This window comes from Dietzia natronolimnaea, from assembly GCF_002289575.1.
Classification (GTDB): domain Bacteria; phylum Actinomycetota; class Actinomycetes; order Mycobacteriales; family Mycobacteriaceae; genus Dietzia; species Dietzia natronolimnaea_A.
In genome coordinates this window covers 58,136-84,462 of sequence record NZ_NTGA01000005.1, presented here as the reverse complement: position 1 = coordinate 84,462, position 26,327 = coordinate 58,136, and the positions used below count along the sequence as shown (strand labels likewise).

At 69.8% G+C, this 26,327-nt stretch carries 27 protein-coding genes; 25 read left to right on the top strand and 2 right to left on the bottom strand.

Features of this window, described 5'->3' with window-relative positions:
- The first annotated feature begins 10 nt into the window (after positions 1–10).
- The 18 genes from CEY15_RS03145 (at position 11) to CEY15_RS03060 (ending at position 17,135) form a co-directional block, all read left to right on the top strand.
- Complete coding sequence (locus tag CEY15_RS03145) at positions 11–328, top strand: hypothetical protein (RefSeq protein WP_095717264.1); 318 nt, start codon at positions 11–13, stop codon at positions 326–328.
- Positions 328–1,083, top strand: a complete 756-nt coding sequence (gene priA / locus CEY15_RS03140; RefSeq protein WP_095717263.1) for a bifunctional 1-(5-phosphoribosyl)-5-((5-phosphoribosylamino)methylideneamino)imidazole-4-carboxamide isomerase/phosphoribosylanthranilate isomerase PriA — start codon at positions 328–330, stop codon at positions 1,081–1,083. Before CEY15_RS03145 ends, priA begins: the two co-directional genes overlap by 1 nt.
- A 60-nt stretch (positions 1,084–1,143) precedes the next feature.
- Positions 1,144–2,058 carry an inositol monophosphatase family protein gene (locus tag CEY15_RS03135; protein WP_095717262.1) on the top strand — a complete coding sequence of 305 codons (915 nt, stop codon included), beginning with the start codon at positions 1,144–1,146 and terminating at the stop codon, positions 2,056–2,058.
- A 7-nt stretch (positions 2,059–2,065) separates the two neighbouring features.
- The gene (gene hisF / locus CEY15_RS03130; RefSeq protein WP_095717261.1) at positions 2,066–2,839 is read left to right on the top strand and encodes an imidazole glycerol phosphate synthase subunit HisF; all 774 of its coding nucleotides are present in this window, start codon (positions 2,066–2,068) and stop codon (positions 2,837–2,839) included.
- On the top strand, positions 2,836–3,189 hold the full coding sequence (hisI, locus tag CEY15_RS03125; RefSeq protein ID WP_017836067.1) for a phosphoribosyl-AMP cyclohydrolase: 354 nt from the start codon (positions 2,836–2,838) through the stop codon (positions 3,187–3,189). The genes hisF and hisI overlap by 4 nt, the downstream gene beginning before the upstream one ends.
- Positions 3,190–3,193: 4 nt before the next feature.
- Positions 3,194–3,373: a tautomerase family protein gene (locus tag CEY15_RS03120; protein WP_017836066.1), complete on the top strand. Its 180-nt coding sequence runs from the start codon at positions 3,194–3,196 to the stop codon at positions 3,371–3,373.
- On the top strand, positions 3,370–4,938 hold the full coding sequence (locus tag CEY15_RS03115) for an anthranilate synthase component I (RefSeq protein ID WP_095717260.1): 1,569 nt from the start codon (positions 3,370–3,372) through the stop codon (positions 4,936–4,938). Before CEY15_RS03120 ends, CEY15_RS03115 begins: the two co-directional genes overlap by 4 nt.
- Positions 4,935–5,606 carry a TIGR02234 family membrane protein gene (locus CEY15_RS03110; RefSeq protein WP_245847168.1) on the top strand — a complete coding sequence of 224 codons (672 nt, stop codon included), beginning with the start codon at positions 4,935–4,937 and terminating at the stop codon, positions 5,604–5,606. Before CEY15_RS03115 ends, CEY15_RS03110 begins: the two co-directional genes overlap by 4 nt.
- A 72-nt stretch (positions 5,607–5,678) precedes the next feature.
- Positions 5,679–6,491 carry an indole-3-glycerol phosphate synthase TrpC gene (gene trpC / locus CEY15_RS03105; protein ID WP_095717258.1) on the top strand — a complete coding sequence of 271 codons (813 nt, stop codon included), beginning with the start codon at positions 5,679–5,681 and terminating at the stop codon, positions 6,489–6,491.
- Between the two features lie 67 nt (positions 6,492–6,558).
- A complete protein-coding gene (gene trpB, locus CEY15_RS03100) occupies positions 6,559–7,854 on the top strand; it encodes a tryptophan synthase subunit beta (protein WP_095717257.1) in 1,296 nt (431 codons plus the stop codon).
- Positions 7,851–8,642 (top strand): tryptophan synthase subunit alpha, encoded by a 792-nt coding sequence (gene trpA, locus CEY15_RS03095; protein WP_095717256.1) that lies wholly within the window; start codon positions 7,851–7,853, stop codon positions 8,640–8,642. The genes trpB and trpA overlap by 4 nt, the downstream gene beginning before the upstream one ends.
- Complete coding sequence (gene lgt, locus CEY15_RS03090) at positions 8,639–9,532, top strand: prolipoprotein diacylglyceryl transferase (protein WP_095717255.1); 894 nt, start codon at positions 8,639–8,641, stop codon at positions 9,530–9,532. The genes trpA and lgt overlap by 4 nt, the downstream gene beginning before the upstream one ends.
- A 46-nt stretch (positions 9,533–9,578) precedes the next feature.
- Positions 9,579–10,997 (top strand): pyruvate kinase, encoded by a 1,419-nt coding sequence (gene pyk, locus CEY15_RS03085; RefSeq protein ID WP_095717254.1) that lies wholly within the window; start codon positions 9,579–9,581, stop codon positions 10,995–10,997.
- Positions 10,998–11,174: 177 nt separating this feature from the next.
- Positions 11,175–11,897: a M23 family metallopeptidase gene (locus CEY15_RS03080; RefSeq protein WP_095717253.1), complete on the top strand. Its 723-nt coding sequence runs from the start codon at positions 11,175–11,177 to the stop codon at positions 11,895–11,897.
- Between the two features lie 184 nt (positions 11,898–12,081).
- Positions 12,082–13,167, top strand: a complete 1,086-nt coding sequence (locus CEY15_RS03075; RefSeq protein WP_095717252.1) for an S-(hydroxymethyl)mycothiol dehydrogenase — start codon at positions 12,082–12,084, stop codon at positions 13,165–13,167.
- Positions 13,164–13,823: an MBL fold metallo-hydrolase gene (locus CEY15_RS03070; RefSeq protein ID WP_017836056.1), complete on the top strand. Its 660-nt coding sequence runs from the start codon at positions 13,164–13,166 to the stop codon at positions 13,821–13,823. Before CEY15_RS03075 ends, CEY15_RS03070 begins: the two co-directional genes overlap by 4 nt.
- Before the next feature lie 17 nt (positions 13,824–13,840).
- Positions 13,841–16,609: a cation-translocating P-type ATPase gene (locus tag CEY15_RS03065; RefSeq protein WP_095717323.1), complete on the top strand. Its 2,769-nt coding sequence runs from the start codon at positions 13,841–13,843 to the stop codon at positions 16,607–16,609.
- A 76-nt stretch (positions 16,610–16,685) separates the two neighbouring features.
- A complete protein-coding gene (locus CEY15_RS03060; protein ID WP_095717251.1) occupies positions 16,686–17,135 on the top strand; it encodes an SRPBCC family protein in 450 nt (149 codons plus the stop codon).
- Positions 17,136–17,249: 114 nt separating this feature from the next.
- On the opposite strand, the gene CEY15_RS03055 is transcribed toward CEY15_RS03060, so the two are convergent.
- Together CEY15_RS03055 and CEY15_RS03050 are read right to left on the bottom strand one after the other, a co-directional pair.
- Positions 17,250–19,097: an MDR family MFS transporter gene (locus tag CEY15_RS03055; protein WP_245847165.1), complete on the bottom strand. Its 1,848-nt coding sequence runs from the start codon at positions 19,095–19,097 to the stop codon at positions 17,250–17,252.
- On the bottom strand, positions 19,097–19,564 hold the full coding sequence (locus tag CEY15_RS03050; RefSeq protein WP_176475002.1) for a MarR family winged helix-turn-helix transcriptional regulator: 468 nt from the start codon (positions 19,562–19,564) through the stop codon (positions 19,097–19,099). The genes CEY15_RS03055 and CEY15_RS03050 overlap by 1 nt, the downstream gene beginning before the upstream one ends.
- A 406-nt stretch (positions 19,565–19,970) precedes the next feature.
- Here CEY15_RS03050 and CEY15_RS03045 point away from each other — a divergent pair, with 406 nt between their 5' ends.
- From CEY15_RS03045 to CEY15_RS03015, 7 genes are all read left to right on the top strand, one after another.
- Positions 19,971–20,645 (top strand): GntR family transcriptional regulator, encoded by a 675-nt coding sequence (locus CEY15_RS03045; protein WP_095717249.1) that lies wholly within the window; start codon positions 19,971–19,973, stop codon positions 20,643–20,645.
- Positions 20,646–20,679: 34 nt separating this feature from the next.
- On the top strand, positions 20,680–21,576 hold the full coding sequence (locus CEY15_RS03040; RefSeq protein ID WP_095717248.1) for an isocitrate lyase/PEP mutase family protein: 897 nt from the start codon (positions 20,680–20,682) through the stop codon (positions 21,574–21,576).
- Positions 21,573–22,994: a dihydroorotase gene (locus CEY15_RS03035; RefSeq protein ID WP_095717247.1), complete on the top strand. Its 1,422-nt coding sequence runs from the start codon at positions 21,573–21,575 to the stop codon at positions 22,992–22,994. The genes CEY15_RS03040 and CEY15_RS03035 overlap by 4 nt, the downstream gene beginning before the upstream one ends.
- The gene (locus tag CEY15_RS03030) at positions 22,991–23,674 is read left to right on the top strand and encodes an isochorismatase family protein (protein WP_095717246.1); all 684 of its coding nucleotides are present in this window, start codon (positions 22,991–22,993) and stop codon (positions 23,672–23,674) included. Before CEY15_RS03035 ends, CEY15_RS03030 begins: the two co-directional genes overlap by 4 nt.
- Positions 23,675–23,910: 236 nt before the next feature.
- Positions 23,911–24,297: a cupin domain-containing protein gene (locus CEY15_RS03025; protein WP_095717245.1), complete on the top strand. Its 387-nt coding sequence runs from the start codon at positions 23,911–23,913 to the stop codon at positions 24,295–24,297.
- Positions 24,294–25,154, top strand: a complete 861-nt coding sequence (locus CEY15_RS03020; RefSeq protein WP_095717244.1) for an MBL fold metallo-hydrolase — start codon at positions 24,294–24,296, stop codon at positions 25,152–25,154. The genes CEY15_RS03025 and CEY15_RS03020 overlap by 4 nt, the downstream gene beginning before the upstream one ends.
- A gap of 26 nt (positions 25,155–25,180) precedes the next feature.
- Positions 25,181–26,326 carry a sugar ABC transporter substrate-binding protein gene (locus CEY15_RS03015; protein WP_095717243.1) on the top strand — a complete coding sequence of 382 codons (1,146 nt, stop codon included), beginning with the start codon at positions 25,181–25,183 and terminating at the stop codon, positions 26,324–26,326.
- Position 26,327 lies beyond the last annotated feature (1 nt).

Below are 26,327 nucleotides of genomic sequence, written 5' to 3'. Positions count from 1 at the left end.
CCCGGCGCCCGTGTCGTTCGCGGCCCTCGCGCTGGGGGTCTGCGGTGCGGGAGTGGTGTCCCTCGGCCTGACCGCGCTGGCGGTGGCGCTTCTCCCACTGCCGCCGGTCGGTCTGGCCGTACTCGCCGTGGTCGGTGTCATCGTGACCGTCGTGGCGATGGGTGTGGTGTCCACTCGTCTCACCGACCGGGCGATCCGTGCCGAGTACGGAGACGAGCCCGGGAACGAGGCGGAGGTCCGGCGCGGGGCGCACGTCGGGGAGCCGTCGCACGCGTCGGGACCGGCCGAGGGCGATGGGGAGCCGCCACGAGCCGACGGACTACGCTGATGCCCGTGACCAACGCTTCTTACCTCGAACTGCTGCCCGCCGTGGACGTCGCCGACGGGCAGGCCGTCCGTCTGGTGCAGGGGGAGGCCGGCACCGAGACCTCGTACGGATCTCCGCTCGAGGCCGCGATGCAGTGGCAGCGGGACGGCGCCGAATGGGTCCACCTGGTGGACCTCGACGCCGCCTTCGGTCGCGGGACCAACCGCGAGCTCCTCGCCGAGGTCGTCGGTGCACTCGACGTCAAGGTCGAGATGTCCGGGGGGATCCGCGACGACGACTCGTTGGAGGCCGCGCTCGCGACCGGCTGCGCCCGGGTGAACCTGGGGACCGCCGCGCTGGAGAACCCGGAGTGGTGTGCGTCCGCGATCGCCCGCCACGGGGACCGCATCGCGGTGGGCCTGGACGTGCGCGTGATCGACGGTGAACCCCGACTCCGTGGCCGCGGGTGGGTGTCCGACGGGGGCAACCTCTGGGAGGTGCTGGAGCGTCTCGACAAAGACGGCTGCGCGCGGTACGTCGTCACCGACGTCTCCAAAGACGGGATGCTGAACGGTCCGAACCTCGAGATGCTCTCCCAGGTGTGTTCGGTCACCGGTGCGCCCGTGGTGGCATCCGGAGGAGTGTCGTCCGTGGCGGACCTCGAGGCCATCGCGACGCTGGTGCCCGAGGGCGTCGAGGGCGCGATCGTGGGCAAGGCCCTCTACGCGGGCCGTTTCACCCTCCCCGAGGCGCTCGCCGCGGTGAGCGCCCGCTGAGCTTCCGGTGACCAGCCGGTGGCTCCATCCGACCGTTTGACCTCGAGCAGGAGGCCCGAGATGACCGATCAGACCGGAAATACCCTGCCGACGGACTTGCCCGTCGACCCCGCGGAGGCGCTCGCACTGGCGGCTCGCGTCCTCGAGGAGGTCACCCCCCGCTTCGTCGAGGGGTTGGGGGCCGAGGGCACCCGCGTCAAGGGCTCGCGCAACGACTTCGCGACCGAGCTCGACCTCGAGCTCGAACGCCGGATCTCCGACGCGCTGCGCGAGGGGACCGGCCTCGAGGTGCACGGGGAGGAGTACGGCGGCCCGCCGGTCAACGAGGGGACCCTCTGGGTGGTCGACCCGATCGACGGCACGGCCAACTACTCCCTCGGCATCCCCACCACCGGCATCCTCGTCTCGCTGGTCCACGAGCGGCAGCCCGTCCTGGGGCTGACCTGGCTCCCGCTCCTCGGACTGCGCTTCACCTCCCTCGCCGGGGGCCCGCTGAAGGAGAACGACGAGGCGATCCCGCGGATCGCCGACGTCTCCATCCGCGACGTCGCGCTGGGCCTCGGGTCGCTCAACACCGGCGCCCGCACCACCTACCCGCCGGCCTACCGCCGGGAGGTGTTCGAGCAGCTCACCCTCGACGCCGCCCGCACCCGCAAGTTCGGGTCGACGGGAGTCGACCTGTCGTTCGTGGGCTCGAGCCGGTTGTCCGCCGCGGTGAGCTTCGGCAACTACGCCTGGGACAACGCGGCGGGCGCCTCCCACATCCGCGCGGCGGGTGGAGTGGTCACCGACCTGGCTGGCGAGCCGTGGTCGATCGACTCCCAGTCGATCCTCGCGGCCGGCCCGCGGGCCCACTCGGAGGTGCTCGGCACCATCCGCGAGCTGGGCGAGCCCGGGAATTTCTTCGAGGCCGGCCGTCGCCGGGCCACCCCCGGACCCGACGGCAACCGCCCGTGGCTCGACGGGGAGCGGTGACCCGGGCATGACACTCGCCACCCGGGTGATCCCGTGCCTCGACGTCGACGCGGGCCGCGTGGTCAAGGGCGTGAACTTCCACGATCTGCGGGACGCCGGGGACCCGGTCGAGCTCGCCGCCGCCTACGACGCGCAGGGTGCGGACGAGTTGACCTTCCTCGACGTCACCGCCTCGTCCTCGGGCCGCGGAACCATGCTCGACGTGGTCACCCGTACGGCCGAGCAGGTCTTCATCCCACTCACGGTGGGCGGCGGGGTTCGTACCGCCGAGGACGTGGACCAGCTCCTGCGCGCGGGCGCGGACAAGGTCAGCGTCAACACCGCCGCGATCGCGCGCCCCGAGCTCCTCGAGGAGCTCAGCAGGCGCTTCGGTTCACAGTGCATCGTCCTGTCGGTCGATGCGCGGACGGTCCCCGGGGGCGAGGCCCCCACGCCGTCGGGATGGGAGGTCACCACCCACGGTGGACGTCGGGGCACCGGCATCGACGCCGTCGAGTGGGCCCGTCGCGGACAGGACCTCGGCGTCGGGGAGATCCTGCTCAACTCGATGGACGCCGACGGCACCAAGGCGGGTTTCGACCTGGACATGGTCCGTGCGGTGCGCGCGGCGGTGACCATTCCCGTGATCGCCTCGGGCGGGGCCGGCGCGGTGGAACACTTCGCCCCGGCCGTCGAGGCCGGAGCCGACGCGGTACTCGCGGCCAGCGTCTTCCACTTCGGTGAGATGACCATCGGCGACGTCAAGAAGGCCATGGCGGCCGAGGGGGTCACGGTCCGATGAGCGATCCGGTCCTGGACCCGTCCGTCGCCGACCGTCTCACGCGCACCGCGGACGGGCTGATCGCGGCGGTGGTGCAGGACGCGTCCGACGGCCGGGTCCTCATGATGGCGTGGATGGACGACGCCGCCCTCGCCGAGACCCTGGCCACGCGGCGTGGGGTGTACTACTCGCGCTCGCGGGGGACGCGGTGGGTCAAGGGGGAGACCTCCGGCCACGTGCAACACGTGCGCAGCGTGGAGATCGACTGCGACGGCGACACCGTGCTGTTGCGGGTGGATCAGACCGGGGCCGCCTGTCACAACGGAACGCGGAGCTGTTTCGACACCGACACACTCCTCGGGGAGGAATGATCCTGTGCCCTTCATCCAGATCAATCAGCTCGACGGGATGGACCCGCAGTCCAAGGCGCGCGTGATCGAGGCCGTCACCGCCGCGTACGCCGAGGCATCGGGCAAGGACCCGGCCAAGGTGTGGGTGCACGTCAACGACATGCCGCGTGACTCGTTCGGGATCGGCGGCCGGGTCGTCGGATGAGCACCAGGACCACGACCTTCGAGCAGTTCCGGGCGCTCGCCTCCGGCCACCGGGTCGTCCCCGTGGTGCGCACGGTGCTGGCCGACTCCGAGACCCCGTTGTCCGCGTACGACAAACTCGCGGCCGACCGACCCGGAACCTTCCTCCTCGAGTCGGCCGAGCACGGCCGGTCATGGTCACGGTGGTCCTTCATCGGCTGTGGCTCGGCCGCGGCGCTGACCGTCGACGGGGCGGGTGAGGCCACGTGGTGGGGACACGTGCCCGCGGGGGCACCGACGGGCGGGGACCCGCTCGACGCCCTGCGCCGGACCCTCGACCTGCTGCGAACCGACCAGATCGCGGGCCTACCACCGCTGACGTCCGGGCTCGTGGGCTATCTCGGCTACGACATCGTGCGCCGACTCGAACGCATCACCCCCGACACCGCCGACGACCTGCACGTTCCGGAGTTGGTCCAGATGCTGGCCACCGACCTGGCCGCGTTCGACCACCACGAGGGCCGGATCCACCTGATCGCCAACGCCGTCAACTGGGACGGGAGCGACGATCGGGTCGAGCAGGCCTACGCCGACGCGGTGGCCAGGGTGGACGCGATGACGGCGAGGCTCGCGGCGCCCGGCGGCGGCGGGGTCAGCGTGTTCGACACCCCGGACCCGCAGGTGACCCGCCGCACCGACGAGTCGACATATCACGCGCGGGTGGCCGAGATCATCGAGCAGATCTACTCCGGGGAAGCCTTCCAGGTGGTGCTCAGTCAGCGCTTCGAGGTCGACACCTCGGCCTCGCCGAGGGACGTCTACCGCATCCTGCGCACCACCAACCCGAGTCCCTACATGTACCTGATGACGGTTCCGGACGGCAGCGGGGACGACGGCTTCGGTGGCACCGCGTTCACCATCGTGGGATCGAGCCCCGAGGCCCTGGTCACGGTGAAGGACGGGCTGGCCACGACCCACCCGATCGCCGGGACCCGGCCGAGGGGTGACGACGACGAGCACGACGTCCTGCTGGCCAAGGACCTGGTGGAGGACGCCAAGGAGAACGCCGAACATCTGATGCTGGTCGATCTGGGCCGCAACGACCTCGGCCGGGTCTGCGAGCCGGGCTCCGTCGTGGTGACCGAGTTCCGTCAGGTCGAGCGGTACAGCCACGTCATGCACCTGGTCTCCACGGTGACGGGTCGCCTGGCGGAGGGCCGCACGGGCATCGACGCCGTCACCGCCTGCTTCCCGGCGGGCACCCTGTCGGGCTCGCCCAAGCCCCGCGCGCTGCAGATCATCGAGGATCTCGAGGACACCCGTCGCGGCGTCTACGGGGGAGTGGTCGGATACCTCGACTTCGCCGGGAACACCGACCAGGCCATCGCCATCCGGTCCGCCGTGCTCAAGGACGGCACCGCCTATGTCCAGGCGGGGGCCGGGATCGTGGCCGATTCGGTCGCGGCCTCGGAGGACCAGGAGTGCCGCAACAAGGCCATGGCCGTCCTCCGGGCCGTCGCGGCCGCGGACACCCTGCGGCCCGCGGGGCCCACAGGTGGAACCAACCCCACGGGGGTGGGTCGGTGAGCCAGAGCACACGTCTTCGCCTCCCGGTGGCCCTGCTGGTGCTCGGAGCCGCCCTGCTATGGATCGCCTCCCGCATGGTGTGGCTGGACGTGGTCGCGTTCAACGATCAGTCGGGCGAGGTCCGACGGGCCCTGACGGGCTCCCAGTGGCAGCCCGCGTTGGTCGCGGTGGCGTTGGGTGCCCTGGCCGCGGTGGCCGCCGTGGCCCTGGTGCGGGGAACGGGGGCGCGGGTGGTCGGCGCCGTCATCGCCCTGCTCGGCCTGGCCACCGGCGCGGTGCTGTTCTCTGCCGTCGGCGGGGTGGACTCCGGCCGCGTGCACTCGACGGTGACGGGCGAGGAGGAGTTCGGCCGCACCAACGCGGGCCCGGGCTCCACCGACGCCCAGGCGATCCCGGAGTGGTCGGAGATCACCGAGATCTCGACCCGCCCGGCCGGGCCGGCGCTCACCGGGGCCGGGGCGGCGGCACTCCTCGCCGCGGGTGCGGTTCCCATGATCTGGCCGGCCCGGAGGGTCAAGCGCGACGATCGCTACGTGACCCCCGCCGCGCGCCGCCAGGACCGCGGGACCGGCGAGTCCGCCGCGGACACCGGCACTGACCTCTGGCAGGAACTCGACGAGGGTCGCGATCCCACGGGTGATCCCGGAGAGAGCGGGTCCCGATTCTGAGAACCCCATGTGCTGCCTCTATTGTTGATCTCGATCACACTTCCTGCCCGAACACTGCAGAGGGAGGTCACGGTGGGTACCGTGCTCGACTCGATTATCGACGGGGTCCGCGAGGACGTCGCGGCCCGCGAGGCTGTCATCGACCTCACTGCGGTCAAGAAGGCGGCCCGGTCGGCGCCGGAACCGCGTGACGCGCTCAAGGCGCTCCGGGGTGCCGGGGTCGGCGTCATCGCCGAGGTCAAGCGCGCCAGTCCCTCGAAGGGGCCGCTCGCCGAGATCCCCGACCCCGCCGTGCTGGCCCGGATGTACGAGGAGGGCGGGGCCCGCGTCATCTCCTGCCTGACCGAGGAACGCCGGTTCAACGGCAGCCTGGCGGACCTGGACGCCGTCCGCCGCGCCGTCGACATCCCGGTCCTCCGCAAGGATTTCGTGGTGGGCCCGTACCAGATCCACGAGGCCCGGGCGCACGGCGCGGACCTCGTGCTGCTCATCGTGGCCGCTCTGGAGCAGGACGCGCTGGTGTCCCTGCTGGACCGGACGGAGTCGCTCGGGATGACGGCACTGGTGGAGGTGCACACGGAGGAGGAGGCGGACCGCGCCCTCGAGGCCGGCGCCACCGTCATCGGTGTCAACGCCCGGAACCTCAAGACCCTCGAGGTCGACAGCGACGTGTTCTCCCGCATCGCTCCCGGCCTGCCGTCCGGGGTGGTCAAGATCGCCGAGTCGGGCGTCCGTGACGCGTCGGACCTCCTGGCGTACGCCAGCGTGGGCGCGGACGCGGTGCTCGTCGGCGAGGGCCTGGTGACCAAGGGCGACCCGCGCGCGGCGTGCAACGCCCTGGCCACGGCGGGTTCCCACCCGTCCTGCCCGCAGGGACCCCGCTAGGCCCCCGTCGCACGCTTCCGGCAGACTGGGAGCCGTGAATTCTAACGAGCTGACACCGCTGCCCTCGATGGGAGACGTGCTCCGGACGACGACCGGACACGAGCCCGACCAGCGAGGCCACTGGGGAGCGTTCGGCGGCCGCTACGTCCCGGAGGCGCTCATGGCGGTCGTCGACGAGGTCGCCGACGCCTACGCCAAGGCCCGGGCGGACGACGCCTATCTCAACGAGCTCGACCGTCTCCAGCGCGACTACTCGGGTCGTCCGTCGCCGCTGTACGAGGCGGGGCGTTTCGGGGCCGAGATCGGCGCCCGTGTCTTCCTCAAGCGCGAGGACCTCAACCACACCGGATCGCACAAGATCAACAACGTCCTCGGCCAGGTGCTCCTCGCGCACCGCATGGGTAAGAAGCGGGTCATCGCCGAGACCGGGGCCGGCCAGCACGGCGTCGCCTCCGCCACGGCCTGCGCCCTGCTCGGGCTGGAGTGCAAGATCTACATGGGTGCGGTGGACGTCCGTCGTCAGGCGCTCAACGTCGCGCGGATGCGTCTGCTCGGCGCGGAGGTCGAGGCCGTGGAGGTCGGTTCCGCGACCCTCAAGGACGCGATCAACGAGGCGATGCGGGACTGGGTCTCCCGGGCGGACGACACCTACTACGCGTTCGGCACCGCCGCCGGCCCGCACCCGTTCCCCGCGATGGTCCGCGACTTCCAGCGGGTCGTGGGCACCGAGGCGCGCGCCCAGATCCTGGAGCGGATCGGGCGCCTGCCCGATGCCGCCGTGGCGTGCGTGGGCGGTGGGTCCAACGCGATCGGGTTGTTCCACCCGTTCATCGACGACTCCTCGGTCCGCCTGGTGGGCTGCGAGGCGGGCGGCGACGGCGTGGCGTCCGGTCGCACCGCCGCGACCGTGAACGCCGGGAGGCCGGGCGTCTTCCAGGGCTCGTACGCGCACCTCATGCAGGACGAGGACGGCCAGACCATCGAGTCGCACTCGATCTCGGCGGGACTGGACTACCCGGGCGTCGGGCCCGAGCACTCGTACCTGTCCGACATCGGTCGCGCCGAGTACCGGCCGGTGACCGACACCCAGGCGATGGACGCGTTCGCCCAGCTGTGCCGCACCGAGGGGATCATCCCCGCGATCGAGTCCGCCCACGCGATCGCCGGAGCGGCGCAGCTCGCCGCCGAGGGCGTCGACCTGATCCTGGTCAACGTCTCGGGTCGCGGTGACAAGGACGTCGACACCGCCGCCCGGTGGTTCGGTCTGTTGGGCGGGGGGACCCCACCCGAGGCCGGGGTGGACTCGAGCCGGGGTGCCGACGACGGCGAGGGCGACTACGCGGACGGGGGAGTCGAGGGATGAGCGTTCTGAGCGAGGTCTTCGAGCGGTGCCGTGCCGAGAACCGGGCCGCCCTCATCGGCTACTACCCGGCGGGGTACCCGACGGTCGAGGGGTCGATCGAGGCCGTGCGGACGATGGTCGCGGGCGGGTGCGACGTCATCGAGGTGGGTATCCCGTACTCGGATCCCATGATGGACGGTCCCACCATCCAGGCGGCCGCGGACGTGGCGCTGGAGGCCGGCTTCCGGATCCGGGACACCTTCGCCGTGATCCGGGCCGTCGCCGAGGCCGGCGCGGTCCCGGTCGTCATGAGCTACTGGAACCCGATCCTCCAGTACGGCGTCGACCGGTTCGCGGAGGACCTCGCGGCCGCCGGCGGGACCGGGGTCATCACACCGGACCTCATCCCCGACGAGGCGGAGGACTGGATCGCCGCCACGGACGCACACGGGATCGACCGGGTGTTCCTGGTCGCGCCGTCGTCGACGCCCGAACGGCTGGCCATGACGCTGTCCCATACGAGCGGTTTCGTCTACATCCAGGCGGTCATGGGTGTGACCGGAGCGAGGGACGTGGTCTCCGACGCGCCGCGCACCCTCACCGCACGGGTCCGTGAACACTCGGACCTCGCGTGCGGCGTCGGACTCGGGGTGCGCAACGGTGACCAGGCCGCGGAGATCGCCTCCTATGCGGACGGCGTCATCGTGGGGTCCGCCCTCATCACCGCGGCCACCGAGGGGGGCCAGGCCCTCGCCCGGCTGACGGCCGAACTCGCGGCGGGCGTGCGTCGGCCGGGGGCGGGCTCGTGATCCCGAGCCCGCCCCAGGGGGTCTGGGAGCTCGGGCCGTTCCCGCTGCGCGCCTACGCACTGTGGATCATCCTCGGCATCGTCGTGGCCATCTGGTGGGGTGAGAAGCGATGGGTCGCCCGTGGCGGGCGCGAGGGGGTCGTGCTCGACACCGCGCTGTGGGCCGTCCCCTTCGGTCTCGTGGGTGGTCGCCTCTACCACGTGGCCACCGACTGGTACCGCTACTTCGGGGAGGGCAGGAACCCGGTCGACGCGCTGAAGATCTGGGACGGCGGTCTGGGGATCTGGGGCGCCGTCGCGCTGGGCGCGGTCGGCGCCTACATCGGCCTGCGCCAGCAGGGCATCCGGGCGATCGGTGCGTTCGGCGACGCGGTCGCCCCGGGCATCGTCCTGGCACAGGGGATCGGGCGCCTGGGGAACTACTTCAACCAGGAGCTCTACGGTCGCGAGACGGACGTGCCCTGGGCGCTGGAGATCTACCAGCGCTACGACGAGACCTACGGGTACTCCGAGACCATCGGTCGCTCCACCGGGCAGGTGCTCGCGACCGTGCACCCCACGTTCCTCTACGAGTTGCTCTGGAACGTCCTGGTGGCCGTGGCGCTGGTGGTGATCGATCGCAGGTTCCGCCTCGGACACGGACGGCTCTTCGCCCTCTACGTGGCCCTGTACTGCTTCGGCCGGTTCTGGGTGGAGTTGCTGCGTGCGGATGCGGCGACCGAGATCCTCGGGTTGCGGATCAACACGGTCGTCTCGGTCGTCGTCATGGTGGCCGCACTGATCTACGTCTGGCGGGCACGCCGGGGCCGCGAGGACCCGTCGGACCTGCGTGCCCCCGAGGACCTGACCGGCGGGTCCCCGGAGGACGCACCCCCGTTGGCCGGCCGTTGACGTTGCGTTAACCGGTCATCCCGGTGAGGGGACTAGATTGGTACGGGTGAACCGTCGTACCAAGATCGTCTGCACCCTGGGTCCCGCCGTCGCGTCGGAGGCCGGCATCCGTGAACTCGTCGATGCCGGGATGAACGTCGCCCGGCTCAACTTCAGTCACGGAGACCATGCCGACCACGAGGCCAACTACCGCTGGGTCCGCAAGGCCTCCGACGAGTCGGGGCACGCCGTCGGTGTGCTCGCGGACCTCCAGGGCCCCAAGATCCGGCTCGGCCGCTTCCTCGAGGGCCGCCACGAGTGGGCGGAGGGCGACGAGGTCGCCATCACCGTCGCGGACGTGGAGGGCACCAAGGACCGGGTCTCCACGACCTACAAGGGGCTGGCGACCGACGCCCGACCCGGCGACCGGCTGCTCGTGGATGACGGCAACATCGGCCTGACCGTCCAGCGGGTCGAGGGCGACGACGTCCACTGCGTGGTCACCGAGGGGGGCACGGTCTCCAACAACAAGGGCGTGTCCCTCCCGGGGATGAACGTCTCGGTTCCGGCGCTGAGCGAGAAGGACATCGCGGATCTGCGCTTCGCCCTCGCGCTGGGTGTCGACTTCATCGCCCTGTCCTTCGTCCGGTCGCCGGCGGACGTCGACCTGGTGCACGAGATCATGGACGAGGTCGGGGTGCACGTCCCGGTGATCGCCAAGCTCGAGAAGCCCGAGGCGGTCAAGAACCTCGAGTCCATCGTCCTGGCCTTCGACGCGATCATGGTGGCCCGCGGCGACCTGGGCGTGGAGCTTCCCCTGCAGGACGTTCCGCTGGTCCAGAAGCGGGCGATCCAGATCGCGCGGGAGAACGCCAAACCGGTCATCGTGGCGACCCAGATGCTCGAGTCCATGATCACCAACTCGCGGCCCACCCGGGCGGAGGCGTCCGACGTCGCCAACGCCGTGCTCGACGGGGCCGACGCCGTGATGCTCTCGGGTGAGACCTCCGTCGGCAAGTACCCCATCGAGGCGGTACGGACCATGTCGTCCATCGCCCTCGCGGTCGAGGCCGACTCCACCGCCGCGCCGGACCTCGTCCACATCCCGAGGACCAAGCGTGGGGTCATCTCCTACTCGGCCCGCGAGATCGGGGAGCGGCTGGGCGCCAAGGCGCTCGTCGCGGTGACCTCGACCGGGGACACCGTCCGCCGGCTCGCCCGCCTGCACAGCCACCTGCCCCTCATCGCCATCACCGGCGATCCGCGCATCCGGAGCCAGTTGGCTCTCACGTGGGGAACCGAGACGTTCCTGACCGACCGGGTCCACGAGACGGCGGAGCTCGTCAAGGTGACCGACGAACTGTTGCTCCCCCTCGAGGGGTACAACGAGGACGATCTCATCGTGATCGTCGCGGGCAACGTGCCGGGCGTCGAGGGGTCGACCAACTTCATCCTCGTGCACAGGATGGGCGAGGCGGACCACTGATCACCTTCGGGTAACAACTCGGTAGCGCCGGTGAGCACCCGCTCACCGGCGCTTTTGTTTCTGTTCGTGCTTTTGACGTGACAGGGCCGAGATACATCTGTTACCTTTTTGGAGGCCACCGGGGAAGCCGGTCGGCCCGCCGCTTCGCCAACGCACCGAACTCCGAGGTTTCCCCTGATGTCCGACGCCACTCGAATCACCTTCACCGAGCTCGCCGATCGACTCGGTGTGGCCGGCTCCGGCGCGACCGCCGGCCGCCACCGTGCCGCCCGTTCCGCGAGCGGCATGGGCCGCATCGTCGCCGGCGCCGTCGCCGGTGCCGCTCTCACGGGTGGCGTCGCGATGGCCGCGGCCCCCGCCGCGTCCGCCCAGTCCGCCGACATCGACGTCAACCAGCTCGGCCAGATGGCCCAGGAGTTCGCGCAGGGCATCGGCCTGAACGAGGCGCAGCTGCGGGAGTACGCCATCGATCCCGCGATGTTCGGTTCGCTCGGTTCGCCGTCCGCCGCCGTCGGCGATGCCCACGCCCCGACCTTCGGCCCCATCACCTCGGGCTTCGGTCCGCGCTGGGGGACCTTCCACAACGGCACCGACTTCGGTGCCCCGATCGGTACGCCGATGTTCGCCGCCAAGTCCGGCACGGTCGTCGCCGCCGGCCCGGCCTCGGGCTACGGACTGTGGATCCGCATCCAGACCGACGACGGGTACCTGCTCGAGTACGGCCACAACGACCAGAACTACGTCTCGGTGGGCCAGCGCGTCCACGCCGGTCAGGTCATCGGCACCGTGGGCAACCGCGGGTACTCGACCGGCCCGCACCTGCACTTCGGCGTGCGCAACCCCGCCGGCCAGTGGATCGACCCCGTGCCGTGGCTGCGTGCCAACGGCGTCGCCGTCTGATCGGACCCCTCGAGCAGACCGCTCGACCCGCCGGAGCCCCGGACACCACAGGTGTCCGGGGCTCCGGTCGTTTCGCGTGCAGACGAATGGCCGGTCCTGCATATGTGGCAGGGTGGACGGGGTCCGGACCGGGGCTCCGCCTGATCCGGCCCCGAGCCGAACCGACCTCGAGGAGAAACTGGGTATGTCACAGACCGTCAGGGGCGTCATCGCCCGTACCAAGGGTGCGGATGTCGAGCTCGTCGACGTCGTCGTCCCCGATCCGGGACCGAACGACGTCGTCGTCCGCGTGCAGGCGTGCGGCGTCTGCCACACCGATCTGGCCTACCGCGACGGCGGCATCAACGACGAGTACCCCTTCCTGCTCGGTCACGAGGCCGCGGGGATCGTGGAGACCGTCGGTGACCGGGTGACGCACGTGGCCGAGGGCGACTTCGTGGTGCTGAACTGGCGCGCGGTCTGCGGCGAGTGCCGGGCCTGTAAGCGCGGCCAGCAGCAGTACTGCTTCGCCACGCACAACGCGTCCAGGAAGATGACCCTCACCGACGGCACGGAGCTCAGCCCGGCGCTCGGTATCGGTGCGTTCATCGACAAGACCCTCGTCCACGAGGGGCAGTGCACCAAGGTGGACCCGGCGACCGATCCGGCCGTCGCGGGACTGCTGGGCTGCGGCGTGATGGCCGGCCTCGGGGCCGCGGTCAACACGGGCAACGTCACGCGCGGCCAGTCCGTCGCCGTGATCGGGTGCGGCGGTGTCGGCATCGCCGCGGTCGTGGGTGCCCGCCTGGCGGGGGCCTCGACCATCGTCGCCGTGGACCTCGACGACACCAAGCTCGAGTGGGCGCGCGAGTTCGGGGCCACCGACGTGGTCAACTCCTCCGGCACGGACCCCGTGGCCGCCATCCAGGAACTCACGGGCGGCTTCGGCGCCGACGTGGTGATCGACGCGGTCGGTCGGCCCGAGACCTACGAGCAGGCCTTCTACGCCCGTGACCTCGCGGGCACGGTGGTCCTGGTGGGCGTGCCCACGCCCGAGATGCGGCTGGAGATGCCGCTTCTCGACTTCTTCGGCCGCGGGGGTTCGCTCAAGTCCTCCTGGTACGGCGACTGCCTCCCCGAGCGCGACTTCCCGATGCTGGTCGACCTGCATCTGCAGGGGCGGTTGCCGCTGGAGAAGTTCGTCAGCGAACGCATCGGCCTGGACGCGGTCGAGGCCGCGTTCGGCGCCATGAAGTCCGGATCCGTCCTCCGATCGGTGGTGACCCTGTGAGCGAGACGTACACGAGTGCCGGCAATGCCGGTGGACTGCGTATCGAGAAGGTTGTGACGAGCGGCGTCTTCGCCCTCGACGGCGGCGAGTGGGAGGTGGACAACAACATCTGGATCCTCGGGGACGACTCCGAGGTGTACGTCATCGACGCCGCCCATACCGCCGGGCCGATCATCGACGCGGTGGCCGGGCGCACGGTCAAGGGCATCCTGTGCTCGCACGCCCACAACGACCACATCACCGTCGCCCCGGAGCTCGCCCGCGAGCTCGACACGAGGGTCTTCGTCCACCCCGGCGACCAGATGCTGTGGGAGGAGACCCACCCGACGGTCGCCCACGAGGACCTCGAGGACGGGCAGGTCTTCCAGATCGCCGGGACCTCGTTCACGGTCATGAACACCCCAGGCCACTCGCCGGGCTCGTGTGTCTTCCACGTCCCCGAGGCGGGCGTCCTGTTCTCCGGCGACACCTTGTTCTCCGGAGGGCCCGGCGCCACGGGACGGTCGTACTCCGATTTCCCGACCATCATCACCTCGATCCGGGACCGCATCCTCACCCTGCCCGCCGAGACGCTGGTCCACACCGGCCACGGTGACGGCACCAAGGTGGGCGAGGAGTCTCCGCATCTGGAGGAGTGGATCGCCCGGGGCAGCTGACCGGGCACGATGGGGGGATGACGACGACGGACCGCGCCCCGGAGACGGACCGGCGCACCCCCTGGCACACACTGTCCACCGCAGAGGTGGTCTCCCGCCTCGGCGCGGGGTCGAACGGCCTGACCCGCGCCGAGGCGTCGCGTCGTCTCGCCGAGCACGGTCCCAACACCCTGCCGGTGGCGGCCGGGGTGCCGGCCTGGAGACGGGTCCTGCGACTGCTCCGCGACCCCATGATCATGGTTCTCGCGGTGGCCGCCGTGGTGAGCGCCGTGATCTCGCGCGAGTGGGAGACCCCGGTCGTCATCCTCCTGGTGGTGGTGCTCAACACCGTGCTGAACTACGTGCAGGAGACGCGGGCCGAGGAGAGCCTGGCCGCGTTGCGCGACATGGCGGTGCCGCACAGCCGGGTGGTGCGGGACGGCGCCGAGGTGGAGGTGGACAGCGCGGATCTCGTCCCGGGGGACGTCGTGGTGGTGGAATCCGGCGACAGGGTCCCCGCTGACGGTCGCGTTCTCGAGGCGTCCCGGTTCCAGGTGGCGGAGTCGGCCCTGACCGGCGAGTCGGTCCCCGTGGACAAGACGGCGGGAGCGGTGGCCGCCGCGGACGCGCCGCTCGGTGACCGCACCGGCATGGTGTTCATGAACACCGAGGTCACCCGCGGTCGGGCGCGCGTGGTGGTCACGGGGACCGGTGAGCGCACGGAGATGGGGGCGATCGCCGAGCTGCTCGGCGGGGCGGGCGGTGAGCAGACGCCGCTCCAACGGCGGATCGGGGTCCTGGCCCGGGTCCTCACCGTGATCGCGCTGGTCGTGGTGACGCTGGTGATGGGGATCGGACTGGTGCGCGGGCAGTCCTGGGAGGACATGCTCCTCAGCGCGGTCTCGCTCGCCGTGGCCACCATCCCGGAGGGCCTCACCGCCGTGGTGGCGTTCACCCTCGTGATGGGCGCCGCGAGGCTCGCCCGTGAGGGGGCGATCATCAAGAACCTCGCGGCGGTGGAGACCCTCGGGTCGACCAGCCACATCGCCACGGACAAGACCGGGACCCTCACCCTCAACGAGATGACCGTGACGCGGATCGTCGCGGGCGGTTCCGCCTACACCGTCACCGGGACCGGATACGAGGCGACCGGCACGGTCCTGTCGTCCGATCCGGATGCCGTTCCGGACCTCCGGAGGGCGGCGGTCGCCATGACGCTGTGCAACGACGCGATCGTGACCGACGGCGAACTCGTCGGCGACCCCACCGAGGGCGCTCTCCTCGTGGCCGCCACCAAGTGCGGGCTCGACGTGGAGGGACTGCGTGCCGCACGGCCGCGGGTGGCCCAGGTGCCCTTCGACTCCGACTACAGGTTCATGGCCACCGTCAACCGCTCACCGGGCGGGGAGCTCGCGCTCAGCGCCAAGGGCGCGACCGGTGCGCTGCTGCCCCGGTCGACCCACGTGTGGAACGGCACGGACGCCGTGGAGCTCACCGACGAGCTGCACGAGGCGATCCGTCTCGCGACCGATGAGCTGGCGGAGCGGGGCCTGCGGACCCTGCTGGTGGCGGGGCGCCCGTTCGAGTCGGTATCAGGCGAGGACGGATCCGGCGAGACCGGAGTAGATGAGAGCGTGCTCCTCGACGAGGTGCGCGGCCTGACCGTGTTCGCGGTGGTCGGCATCGTCGACCCGCCCCGGTCCGAGGCCGCCGAGGCCATCCGGGTGGCACGCGAGGCGGGCATCTCGGTTCACATGATCACCGGCGACCACCTCGTCACGGCCTCGTCGATCGCCCGTGACCTGGGGATCGAGGGGGAGGCGCTGCGAGGGGTCGATCTCGACGGGATCGACGACGACGAGCTGACCGGACGTGCCCCCGGCCTGGGAGTCCTGGCCCGGGTGTCCCCCGAGCACAAGATCCGGATGGTCCGGTCCCTGCAGTCCGGCGGGGACGTGGTGGCCATGACCGGGGACGGCGTCAACGACGCCCCCGCGCTGAGTCAGGCCGACATCGGGATCGCGATGGGGATCACCGGCACCGACGTGTCCAAGGGTGCGGCCGACATGGTGCTCACGGACGACAACTTCGCCACCATCGTCTCGGCCGTCGAGCAGGGCCGCGGCATCTACGACAACATCGTGAAGTTCGTGAAGTTCCAGCTCACCACCGCGTGGGCGTTCGTTCTGGTGTTCCTCGCCAGCGGGCTGTTCGGGTTGGCGGCCGTGCCGTTCACCGCCCTGCAGGTCCTGCTGGTCAACATCGTCATGGACGGCCCGCCTGCCATGGCGCTGGGCGTGGAGCCCGTGGAGAAGAACGCGATGCGGCGGCCGCCCCGACCCGCCGACGAGCAGATCCTCACCCCGTCACGACTGGTACGGATCCTGTGGCTGGGCGTGGTCATGGCCACCGGGACACTGCTGGTCCTCGCGTTCGCGGAGACGCTGTTCCCCGAGCGCGCGGGCGTGCCGTTGTTCGCCACCACCCTCGCCTACGCCGCCTTCGTGTTCTTCCAGGTGTTCAACCTGATGAACGTCCGCTCCACGGACGGCTCGGTGTTCTCCCGGGACATGGCGCACAACGCCCCGATCTGGGTGGCACTGGCGGCGGTCCCGCTGCTGTTGGTGGCCGTGGTCCAGGTGCCCTTCCTCCAGGGGATCTTCGACACCACCCCGCTGCACGCGGACGAGTGGCTGTTGGCGGTCGCGGTGGGCTCGTCGATCCTCTGGCTCGAGGAGCTCCGGAAGATCGGGGCGAGGTGGCGTGCTCGGCGGCAGGAGGGATCGGGCACGATGGTGGTGGTCTGACGCGCCCCTGTCGAGGGCGCCGCCACCGGCGATTCCGGCGGGCGCGACGTGGTCAGGCAGAGGAGGAGTCACGATCATGGGCAGGGTCACCGCCAGCAACACCATCGTCATCGAGGCGCCCGTCGCGACCGTGACGGCCGCGATCGCGGACTACGCCCAGGTCCGTCCCCGGATCCAGCCCGAGCAGTTCACCGCGTACAGGTTGATCGAGGGCGGCCAGGGGCACGGCACCGTGGCGGCGTGGAACCTCCAGGCCACCAAGAAGCGCAGCCGGGACGTCAAGGCCACGGTGACCGTGGACGAGGCCGCGGCGCACTGGTCGCTGGTGGAGAAGGACGCCAATTCGTCCATGGCCACCACCTACACGGTCCGCGAGGCCACCGGCGGTGCGCTGGTGGAGATGACCACGTCGTGGGACGGGGCCGGGGGAGTGGGCGGGTTCTTCGAGCGGACCTTCGCCCCGGCCGGGCTCAAGCGGATCCAGCACCAGTTGTTGGCCAACCTCAAGGCCGACGTCGAGGGGTAGGCCCCGAGCGTGGAGCCGAGGGGTAGGCGCCGGGCGTGGAGCCGAGGGGTAGGTCCCGAACCAGGCGCCGGGGGGTAGGCCCCGGGCTTGGAGCCGCGGGGTAGGCCCCGGTGCTCAGCGGTCCGGGTTGTCCGGAGCCTCCCTCGCCGTCGTCGTGACCGATTCCCCGGGCTCGGCGGTGGCGGTCGCGGTGACGTCCACACGCTCGGGTGTGGCCCCACCGGTGGCCACCTCGGCCGACGCGAGGTCGGTTCCCGACGGGGCCGCCGCCGCGGCGGCCTCGCGGGCGGCCTCGGCCTGGGCCGAGCCGGTCCGGAGCACGATCGGTGGCAGGAAGGCCAGGACCACCGAGGCGACGACGGCGAGGATGCCGGCGACCAGGTAGATCTCCGACATGCTCAGCGCGTAACCCTGTTCGAAGGGGTGGGCCACCAGCTCGGGCAGGCGGTTGATGACGGACGAGTCCTTGGTGACCGTCTCGAGCGCGCCCGCGCCCGCGCCCGATGCCGGGTCGGCGAGGGCCTGCACGATCCCGAGAGCCTCCGGGTCCGCGCGCAGCACCGGGTCGGCCAGGCCCTCCTGCACACCGCGGGCGAGGGTGCCGTCTGCGCCCGCCTGCTGCAGCTCGCTGGTGATGGAACCCCCGACCCGGCTGAAGAGGATCGACAGGAACACGGCCACCCCGGCGGTGCCGCCGAGCTGGCGGAAGAAGGTCGCGGACGCGGTGGCCACGCCGATCTCGCGAGGGCTCACAGCGTTCTGCACGATCAGGGTGAGCGGCTGCATGCAGTTGCCCAGGCCGATTCCCAGCACCAGCATGTAGGCCATGACCAGGGTCAGCGAGGTGTCGGCGTCGATGGTCCACAGCAGGAACAGCCCGACGGCCGAGATGGCGGTGCCGAGGATCGGGAACTCGCGTACCCGGCCGGTCTTGGAGATGAGCTGACCGGACACGATCGAGGCGCCCATCATGCCCGCCACCAGTGGCAGCATCATGAGGCCGGATTCCATGGGGTCGGCGCCGTGCACGATCTGCATGTACAGGGGCAGGGTCATCATCCCGCCGAACATGGCCATTCCCACGATCACCCCGCCGGCGGTGACGATCGCGAAGGTGCGGTCGCGGAACAGACGCAGTGGGATGAGAGCCTGGTCGCCGGCCCGGGCCTCGACGATGAGGAACAGGCCGATCCCGGCCAGACCCACGAGGTAGCAGGCGAGTGCGGACGGGGACCCCCAACCCCAGGAGTTGCCCTGCTCGGCCACCAGCAGGAGCGGTACCAGGCCGACGACGATGGTGGCCGCGCCCGCCCAGTCCACCCGGTGGTCCACGCGGACGTTCTTGACGTTGAGGGTGATCATCACGAGGGTCAGCGCGATGGCGCCGATGGGGACGTTGATGAGGAAGATCCAGCGCCAGCCGTCGATGCCGAAGATCGTCTCCACGCCGGCGAAGAAGCCGCCGACGACCGGTCCGATGACGGAGGACGAGGCGAACACCGCGAGCATGTAACCCTGGTACTTGGCACGGTCGCGCGGCGGGATGATGTCGCCGATGATCGCCAGGGAGAGCGACATCAGTGCGCCGGCGCCGAGTCCCTGGATCCCCCGGTACAGCGCGAGGGTGTACATCGAGTCGGCGAGCGTGCACAGCAGGGAACCGAACACGAAGATCACGATGCCGATGACGAAGAACGGTTTGCGCCCGTAGATGTCCGAGAGCTTGCCGTACAGCGGTGTCGAGATGGTCGAGGTCATCAGGTAGGCGGTGGTCACCCACGCCTGCGCGTCCAGGCCCTGCAGATCGTCGGCGATGGTCCTGATGGCTGTCGACACGATGGTCTGGTCCAGGCTCGCGAGGAACATCGCGGACATGAGGCCGGCGAGGATGACCAGGATCTGACGATGAGAGAACTCGCCGTCCTCACCGGCCTGGGTCGTGACGGGTGCGCGGTCGGTCATCAGTTCTCCTTGGCGGACGTGAGGGCGTCGATCTCCGCGCGCAGCGAGTCGGCGAGTCGGGTCAGCCCCTCGTCCAGGGAGGCAGCCTGCTCGGGAGTCCAGTCGGCGAGCACGCCGGCCATCCACTGGCCTCGTCCGGCGAAGACCCGGGTGACGAGGTCGCTTCCCTCGGAGGTGAGGGTGACGACGCTCGCACGCCCGTCATCGGGGTCGGGGACCTTGGCGACCAGGCCGAGGGTCTCGAGGTGACGTACCTGACGGCTCACCACCGAGATGTCGGTGTGGACGCGGTCGGCGAGGGCGGTGACCCGTCCGGGTTCGTCGTGGATCGCGAAGAGCAGGGGGTGGGTCGACGGCTCGAGCGACTCGTGGAGTCGCGGCGCGGACATGTTCAGTGCCCTGAGCATCTTGACCACCCGGGACAGGTCGACAGCCAGTTTCCCGCCCTGTTCGGCGTCTATCGCCACCGTGACCTCCTCGGTCCTCGATTCAATTGCTTGCTGCAAGCAAGTATAAGGGCGAATGTGGGACACGGCAACAACGGGGGCCTCGGCCCGGTCGGGGAAGGGGGTCGGACCCGCTCGGTCTTCCTGGCGGATGCCCGGCCGCATCGGCGTTAACATCAACCCGGGCCATTGCGCGCCTGCTCCGCGACGGGCGTGGAGTGCGGGAGGGCTGCGGGTGGGCCCGCGGAAGCGGTCGACCAGATCGGTACGTCGCTAACTGTTGACAGTTGACAGAGATGTGCATCACAATAGGTGTGACCTGAACGGTGGTGCTCAAGGGGATCGAGTACGTCCTACTGGGGACCGCCCGGTTGAGTTGACCGGCGCCTCCGCGGTGAGAGTGATCGAGTCGAATAGAGGAGTAGGGATGAAGAAGTCCGCGAGTGCCCCTTTGACCAGGGACGGGACGTTCGCCCGTCGGACCGAGGAGCGGGTTCGGGAGATGATCCTCGACGGCACGCTCCCTCCCGGGGAGCGGTTGAACGAGGTGTCCATCGCCGAGGTACTCGGGATCAGCCGGGGGCCCCTGCGCGAGGCCATCCAGCGACTGGTGGGCGAGGGTCTGCTGACGATCGTGAGCCACCGCGGCGCCTTCGTGAAGACGTTCGAGCCCGGTGAGGTCGACGATCTGTACGAGCTCCGTACCGCGCTGGAGACACACAGTGTCCGTCTCGTGTGCCGGAGGGCGACCGACGAGGAGTTGCGGGAGCTCGAGCAGCTGGTCGGAGAGGCGGGGGAGGAGCTGTCCCAGGATCCCGACCGCCCGTATCCCGCCGACCGGGACCTCCACACCCGGTTGACGTGGATGAGCGGCAACGACGCACTGGCGGCCGCGACGGTCGAGGTCCAGCGCCAGATCTCCCTCGCGAGGCAGACGTCGGCCAAGAAGCCCGATCGAGCCCGGGAGGCGCTCGCCGAGCACGAGCGACTCGTCGCGGCGATCGTCGAGCGCGATGAGGACCGTGCGGCGGAGATCCTGAGACTGCACCTCGACAAGGCACGGAAGAGCGCCGTGGACGCACTGGGGATCACATCCGAATAGCGGCTCAGACGGGCCAGGAAAGGTGCAACAACCCATGACGACAACACAGAAGTTGCGAGGCCTCCTCGCATCAGGAGGGCTCCCGTTGATGGTGCCGGGTGCTCCCAACGCCCTCACCGCCCGGGTGGTGGAGGACACGGGGTTCGAGGCCGTGTACGTGACCGGCGCGGGGGTGACCAACTCCTACCTCGGGGCACCCGACCTCGGACTCATCACCCTGAGCGAGTTGGTGGGTCACGTCAACGCGATCGCCGATGCCGTGCAGATCCCGGTGGTCGTCGACGGCGACACGGGCTTCGGCAACGCGCTGAACGTGCAGCGCACCGTCCGGCTCATCGAAGGGGCCGGGGCGGCCGCCCTCCAGCTGGAGGATCAGGTCAGCCCCAAGAAGTGCGGCCACTTCACCGGGAAGGAGGTCATCTCGGCGGACGAGATGGTCGGGAAGATCAAGGCCGCTGTCGACGCCCGTAGAGACGACGACTTCGTGATCATCGCCCGGACGGATGCCCTGGCCATCGAGGGGATCGACGAGGCGATCGACCGCGCGGGCCGGTACCTCGAGGCGGGGGCGGACGTGCTCTTCGTCGAAGCCCCCCGGGACGTGGACCAGATGCGCAGGATCACGACGAGTGTCCCGGGGATCCACATGGCCAACATGGTCGAGGGTGGTCTGACCCCGCTGCTCCCGCGGGAGGAACTGGGTGAACTCGGTTTCGCCGTGGCCCTCTACGCGAACGCGGCCATGCGGGGCGCGGTGGCCGGGATGCGCCAGGTGATGAACCACCTCGCGGAGGTCGGGGACACCCGGGATGCCGGCGAGCTGATGATCAGCTGGACAGACCGTCAGGCCCTGGTGCGCAAACCCGAGTTCGACGAGCTCGACACGAAGTACGCGGTGGCGCGGAACACGGAGAATGGAGCAGTCGTATGACCACGTATGACCTTCGTCTGCACGGCGGCGACGTCTTCCTCAACGGGGAGGGAGTCCGCCGGGTGGACCTACTCGTCAAGGACGGGACGATCGCGGGGATAGTGACCCCGGATGCCGAGGTCGAGGCCGCCGAGGTGGTGGACCTCCACGGTAAGCTCGTCCTCCCGGGGGCGATCGATCCGCACGTGCACCTGGGAAAGGACATCAGGGTCCCCCGCGATCCCGATGACGCCCTCCTGGAGTCCGCGTCGGCCGTGGCCGGCGGCGTCACCACGATGCTGGTCTATCTGATGAGCGGCGAGTCCTATTCGGATGTGCTCCCCGGGTCCCGCGACGTGATGTCACGTGACTCCCACGTGGACTTCGGGTTCCACATCGTCGTCGGTTCCGAGGCGCACTACGAGGAGATGCCGCACTACATCGACGAGTTCGGTGTCTCGAGCTTCAAGTTCTTCATGAACTTCTGCGGTGAGGAAGGCGCGTACCTCGGGCTCCCCGGCAACGACGACGGCTACATGTACGACGTGCTGGGCATGGCCGCCGATCGCGGGGCCATGATCAACCCCCACCCGGAGAACATCGAACTGGTCTGGAAGCTCAAGGGCCGTCCGATCGACGAGTCCCGCGGCCCGTTGCACGCCTGGAACATGTCGAGGCCGTCGTTCGTCGAGGCAGAGGCGGTGCAGAGGGTCTCGTTCATGGCGCAGGTCACCGGCGCGTCCATGTACTCGGTCCACACCAGCAGCGCGCTGGCTCTCGATGCGGTCCTGCGTCAGCGGGAGTCCTACGAGAACCTCTTCGTCGAGACGTGCACCCAGTACCTGACCCTGACCACCGAGACCGATCCCGGGCCGGGAACCTACGGGAAGGTCAACCCTCCGCTCCGCGAACCGCGGGACCTCGAGGCGTTGTGGACCGGACTGGCGAACGGCGACGTCGACACCGTCGGCTCCGACCACAACGCCCGGCACCGCACGCACAAGGAGAAGGACATCTGGAAGGCCAGTGCGGGCTTCCCCGGGGTGGGCGGCGTCCTGCCCCTGACCCTGACGGAGGGGTTGCGCCGAGGGGTCCCGCTCGACCGGCTCGTGAACGCCACCTCCACCAGGTCCGCGCAACTGTTCGGCATGTACCCGAGAAAGGGCACGATCCAGGTCGGATCGGATGCCGATCTCGCGGTGGTCGACCTGTCGGGAGAGACCGTGATCGAGGCGGCGACCCAGCACTCCGCCGCCGAGTACACGCCCTGGGAGGGGACGCGGGTACCGATGCGGGTCGTGCACACCCTGGTCCGTGGGCACTTCGCGATGCGCGACGGTGAACTGTCCGCGACGACCACCGGCGAGTACATCGAGCGTCCCCACAGCGGCGAGACGGCACTCGCCGAACTGACCAGTCTCCCGAAGGAGGAGCGATGAACGAGTCCTCGACGATCGATGACCTCACCCGCCGACGGTACGAGGCCGCGGGCTTCGGCCGGCCGGTCGGCCTGGGCCGTCGTCCCGGTCTGCTCATCATCGATGTGCAGTACCGCACCGTGGGAACCACCCCGATGCCCTTCGACGACGCGCTCGGGGAATTCCCCACGAGCTGCGGTGAGGTCGGCTGGCAGGCGGTCGGCCACATCGAACGCCTGCTCGCGCTGTTCAGGGCGAAGGGGTGGCCGGTCCTCTACCCCCACGTCGCTCCCAAGAAGGAGTACGACCAGGGCGCCCTGGGGGCGAAGGTTCCCGGGATCATGTCCATCCCGGAGAAGGGCTACGAGTTCGTGGCCGAGGTCGCTCCGCGGGACGGCGACGTCCTGCTGCCCAAGCGCCACCCGAGCGCGTTCTTCGGCACGCCGCTGGCCAGCTATCTGGTCCAGGCGGATGTCGACTCGCTCGTCGTGACCGGATGCACCACCTCGGGATGCGTCCGGGCCAGCGTCGTCGATGCCTTCTCGTACAACTACAAGGTCGCGGTCCCCTCGGATGCGGTGTACGACCGGAGTCCGACGGTCCACGAGGTCAACCTCTTCGACATGGCCCAGAAATACGCTGACGTATCCACCACCGACGCGCTCCTGAGCGCGCTGGACGGGGTTCCCGCGCGCCACTGACGGCCCGGGCTCGTGCGGTGAGGGTGACCGGGGCCGCGGCCTCGAGTCGGAATCGCCGCAGGTAGACGGTGTTTCATCCGCGTGTCCGGCCCGGCCGGGCGTTAACACGATGGAAACCGCATACGGCCAGAAAACTGTTGACAGTTAGCAGACGACAGAATAATGTGGGTTCCGTCACAAAGGGCGGTCCGCAGTGGCAGCCCGCACGGGTGCCTCAATGGAACAGGAGAGGTCCGATGAGCTCGTTTCGAGCACGATGGGACGACCTTCCCGAGAGGGAAGTGCTGACCAACAATTTCCGTACCGCGATGACCGGTAAGGAGACCGGCGTCAACCGGATCCGCTGGATCCACCCGACCGTCGTCCCCACCCACTCCCACCCGGATTGCGAACAGACGGTGATCGTCACCAAGGGGAGGATCATCTTCACCGTCGAGGACGACGAGTTCACCCTCGAGCCGGGCGAGATCGCCATTCTTCCCCGCAATGTTCCCCACGGTGGCCGCAGCATCGAGGGTGAGGCGGAGTTCATCGAGATCTTCGCCCCCACCCGCATCGAGAACCTGCTCGGTTTCGTCGGGTCCTCGTCCATGCCCGATCCGGACGAGGGGACGGGCGCATGAGCGTCACGCAGGTCAGCCCGCACGTCCACGTGGAGACCGCGTACCTGGGATCCAACAACTCGATCATCGTGGGCACGGACGGGGTCGCGCTGGTCGACACCCCGCACAAGCCGGCCGACGCGCAGGCATGGCGACGGGTCGTCGACGGCTTCGGGACCACCCGCTTCGTGGTCAACACGGACCATCACCCCGATCACACCATCGGGAACTTCTGGATGGGTGGAGAGGTCGTCTCCCACCGCGGGACCCGCGATCGGCTCCTGCGGGATGCGCCCACCGAGGAGTACCTGCGGGACCTGTTCGAGGTCATCGACCCGGACGCGGTGGATCTGCTCCCGTCCTATTCCGTGCGCGTCCCCGAGGTGGTGTTCCAGGACCGTCTCGATCTGCACCTGGGCGACGTCCATCTCGAACTCCGCTTCCAACCCGGACACACGGCGAACAGCCTGCTCGCCTACCTCCCCCAGGACGGCGTGATCTTCACCGGCGACATCGTGTGCGAGTCGAGCCTCCCGTCGTTCCAGGACTGCCGCCTGTGGGACTGGTTCGACGCGATCGACGCCGTCGAGTCCTACGACTTCGACGTCCTCGTCCCCGGACACGGTGAGGTCACCGACCGCAGCGCGGTCGAGCGGTACCGCCAGTGGGGACGGGACGTGGCGGGGGAGGTCGCCGCCGCGATCGACGCCGGACAGACCCTCGAGCAGGCCTGCGATGAGATCCGGTTCGAGGATCTGATCCACGTCGGGAACGAGGACTACACCGGTTATCCGGATCCACTGATCGAGATGTTCCAGCGCAACTCGATCGCCCGTATCTACCACGACCTTTCCGAGCGGCCCGAGCTCGCCCGGTAACGACCCCCTCAAGTGATGGAGAAGACATGAAGATCAGCAAGTCCATAGTGGCTGTCGCTGCCGCCACCACCCTCGTCCTGGCCGGATGTGGAGCGGATTCCGGGTCGGACGGTGGCTCCTCCGGCGCCTCCGCCGACGGCGCCGCGCTGGCAGAAGAGGCCGCGGCCATGGTCGACGAGTACCGGGCCGTTCCCACCCCCGACGACCTCGGAACCCCGATCGACATCAGCGAACTCGAGGGCGAGACGATCTACAGCATCCCGATCGACAGCGGCGCGGAGTTCTACGCCGACGGCGAGGCGGCCATGGCCGCCGTCGCCGAGGAGGCCGGCGTCGACTTCGTGACCTTCCCCTCCGACGGCACTCAGACGTCGTACCAGCAGGGAATCCAGCAGGCGATCAACGCGGGCGCCGGCGCGATCCTGCTCAACGGGCCCCTGCCGGAAACACTGGGTCCGCAGATCGACGCGGCCCGGGACGCCGGCATCCCGGTGGTGCCGCTGCACATCAACGACATGGAGAGCGGAATCTCGGAAGGCCTCGAGTACGAGGCGTTCGCACCGTTCAACCTGGCCGCGCGGTTGATGGCGCTCGACGCGATCGCCCACCACGAGGGCGCCCCCGTGAACGCGCTGATCATCCAGTCCTCGGAGACCGGCCCGGCCGCGGGAATGGTGGAGACGATGCAGGAGACGCTCGACGAGTTCGGCCCCGAGGGCTCCAAGGCCAGTGTGATGAACGTGGCCGTGCCCCAGTGGTCGACCCGGATCCAGGACGAGGTCCAGTCGAATCTGCTCCGGGATCCGACGATCAACACGGTGCTGCCCATGTACGACAACATGGCGACCTACGCATCCCCCGGCATCCAGCAGGCCGCCGCCGGCCGCGACGTGCCCATCTTCACCTTCAACGGGACCCCGTCGATCCTCCAGATGGTCGCCAACGGGACGGTCGCGATGAACGTGGCCGAGAACCCGGACTGGGTGGCGCACGTCAACATGGACACCGCGTTCCGGGCGATGCTCGGTGAGGAGCCCATCGAGGGCGTCTCCGGGCCGGTCCGCGTCATCGACGAGACCAACGTGGACGAGACCGGGAACCCGCCGCGCAGCGGTGAGGGTTTCGGCGACGAGTACCGCGACGCCTACCGCGAGCTGTGGGGACTGATCTGAT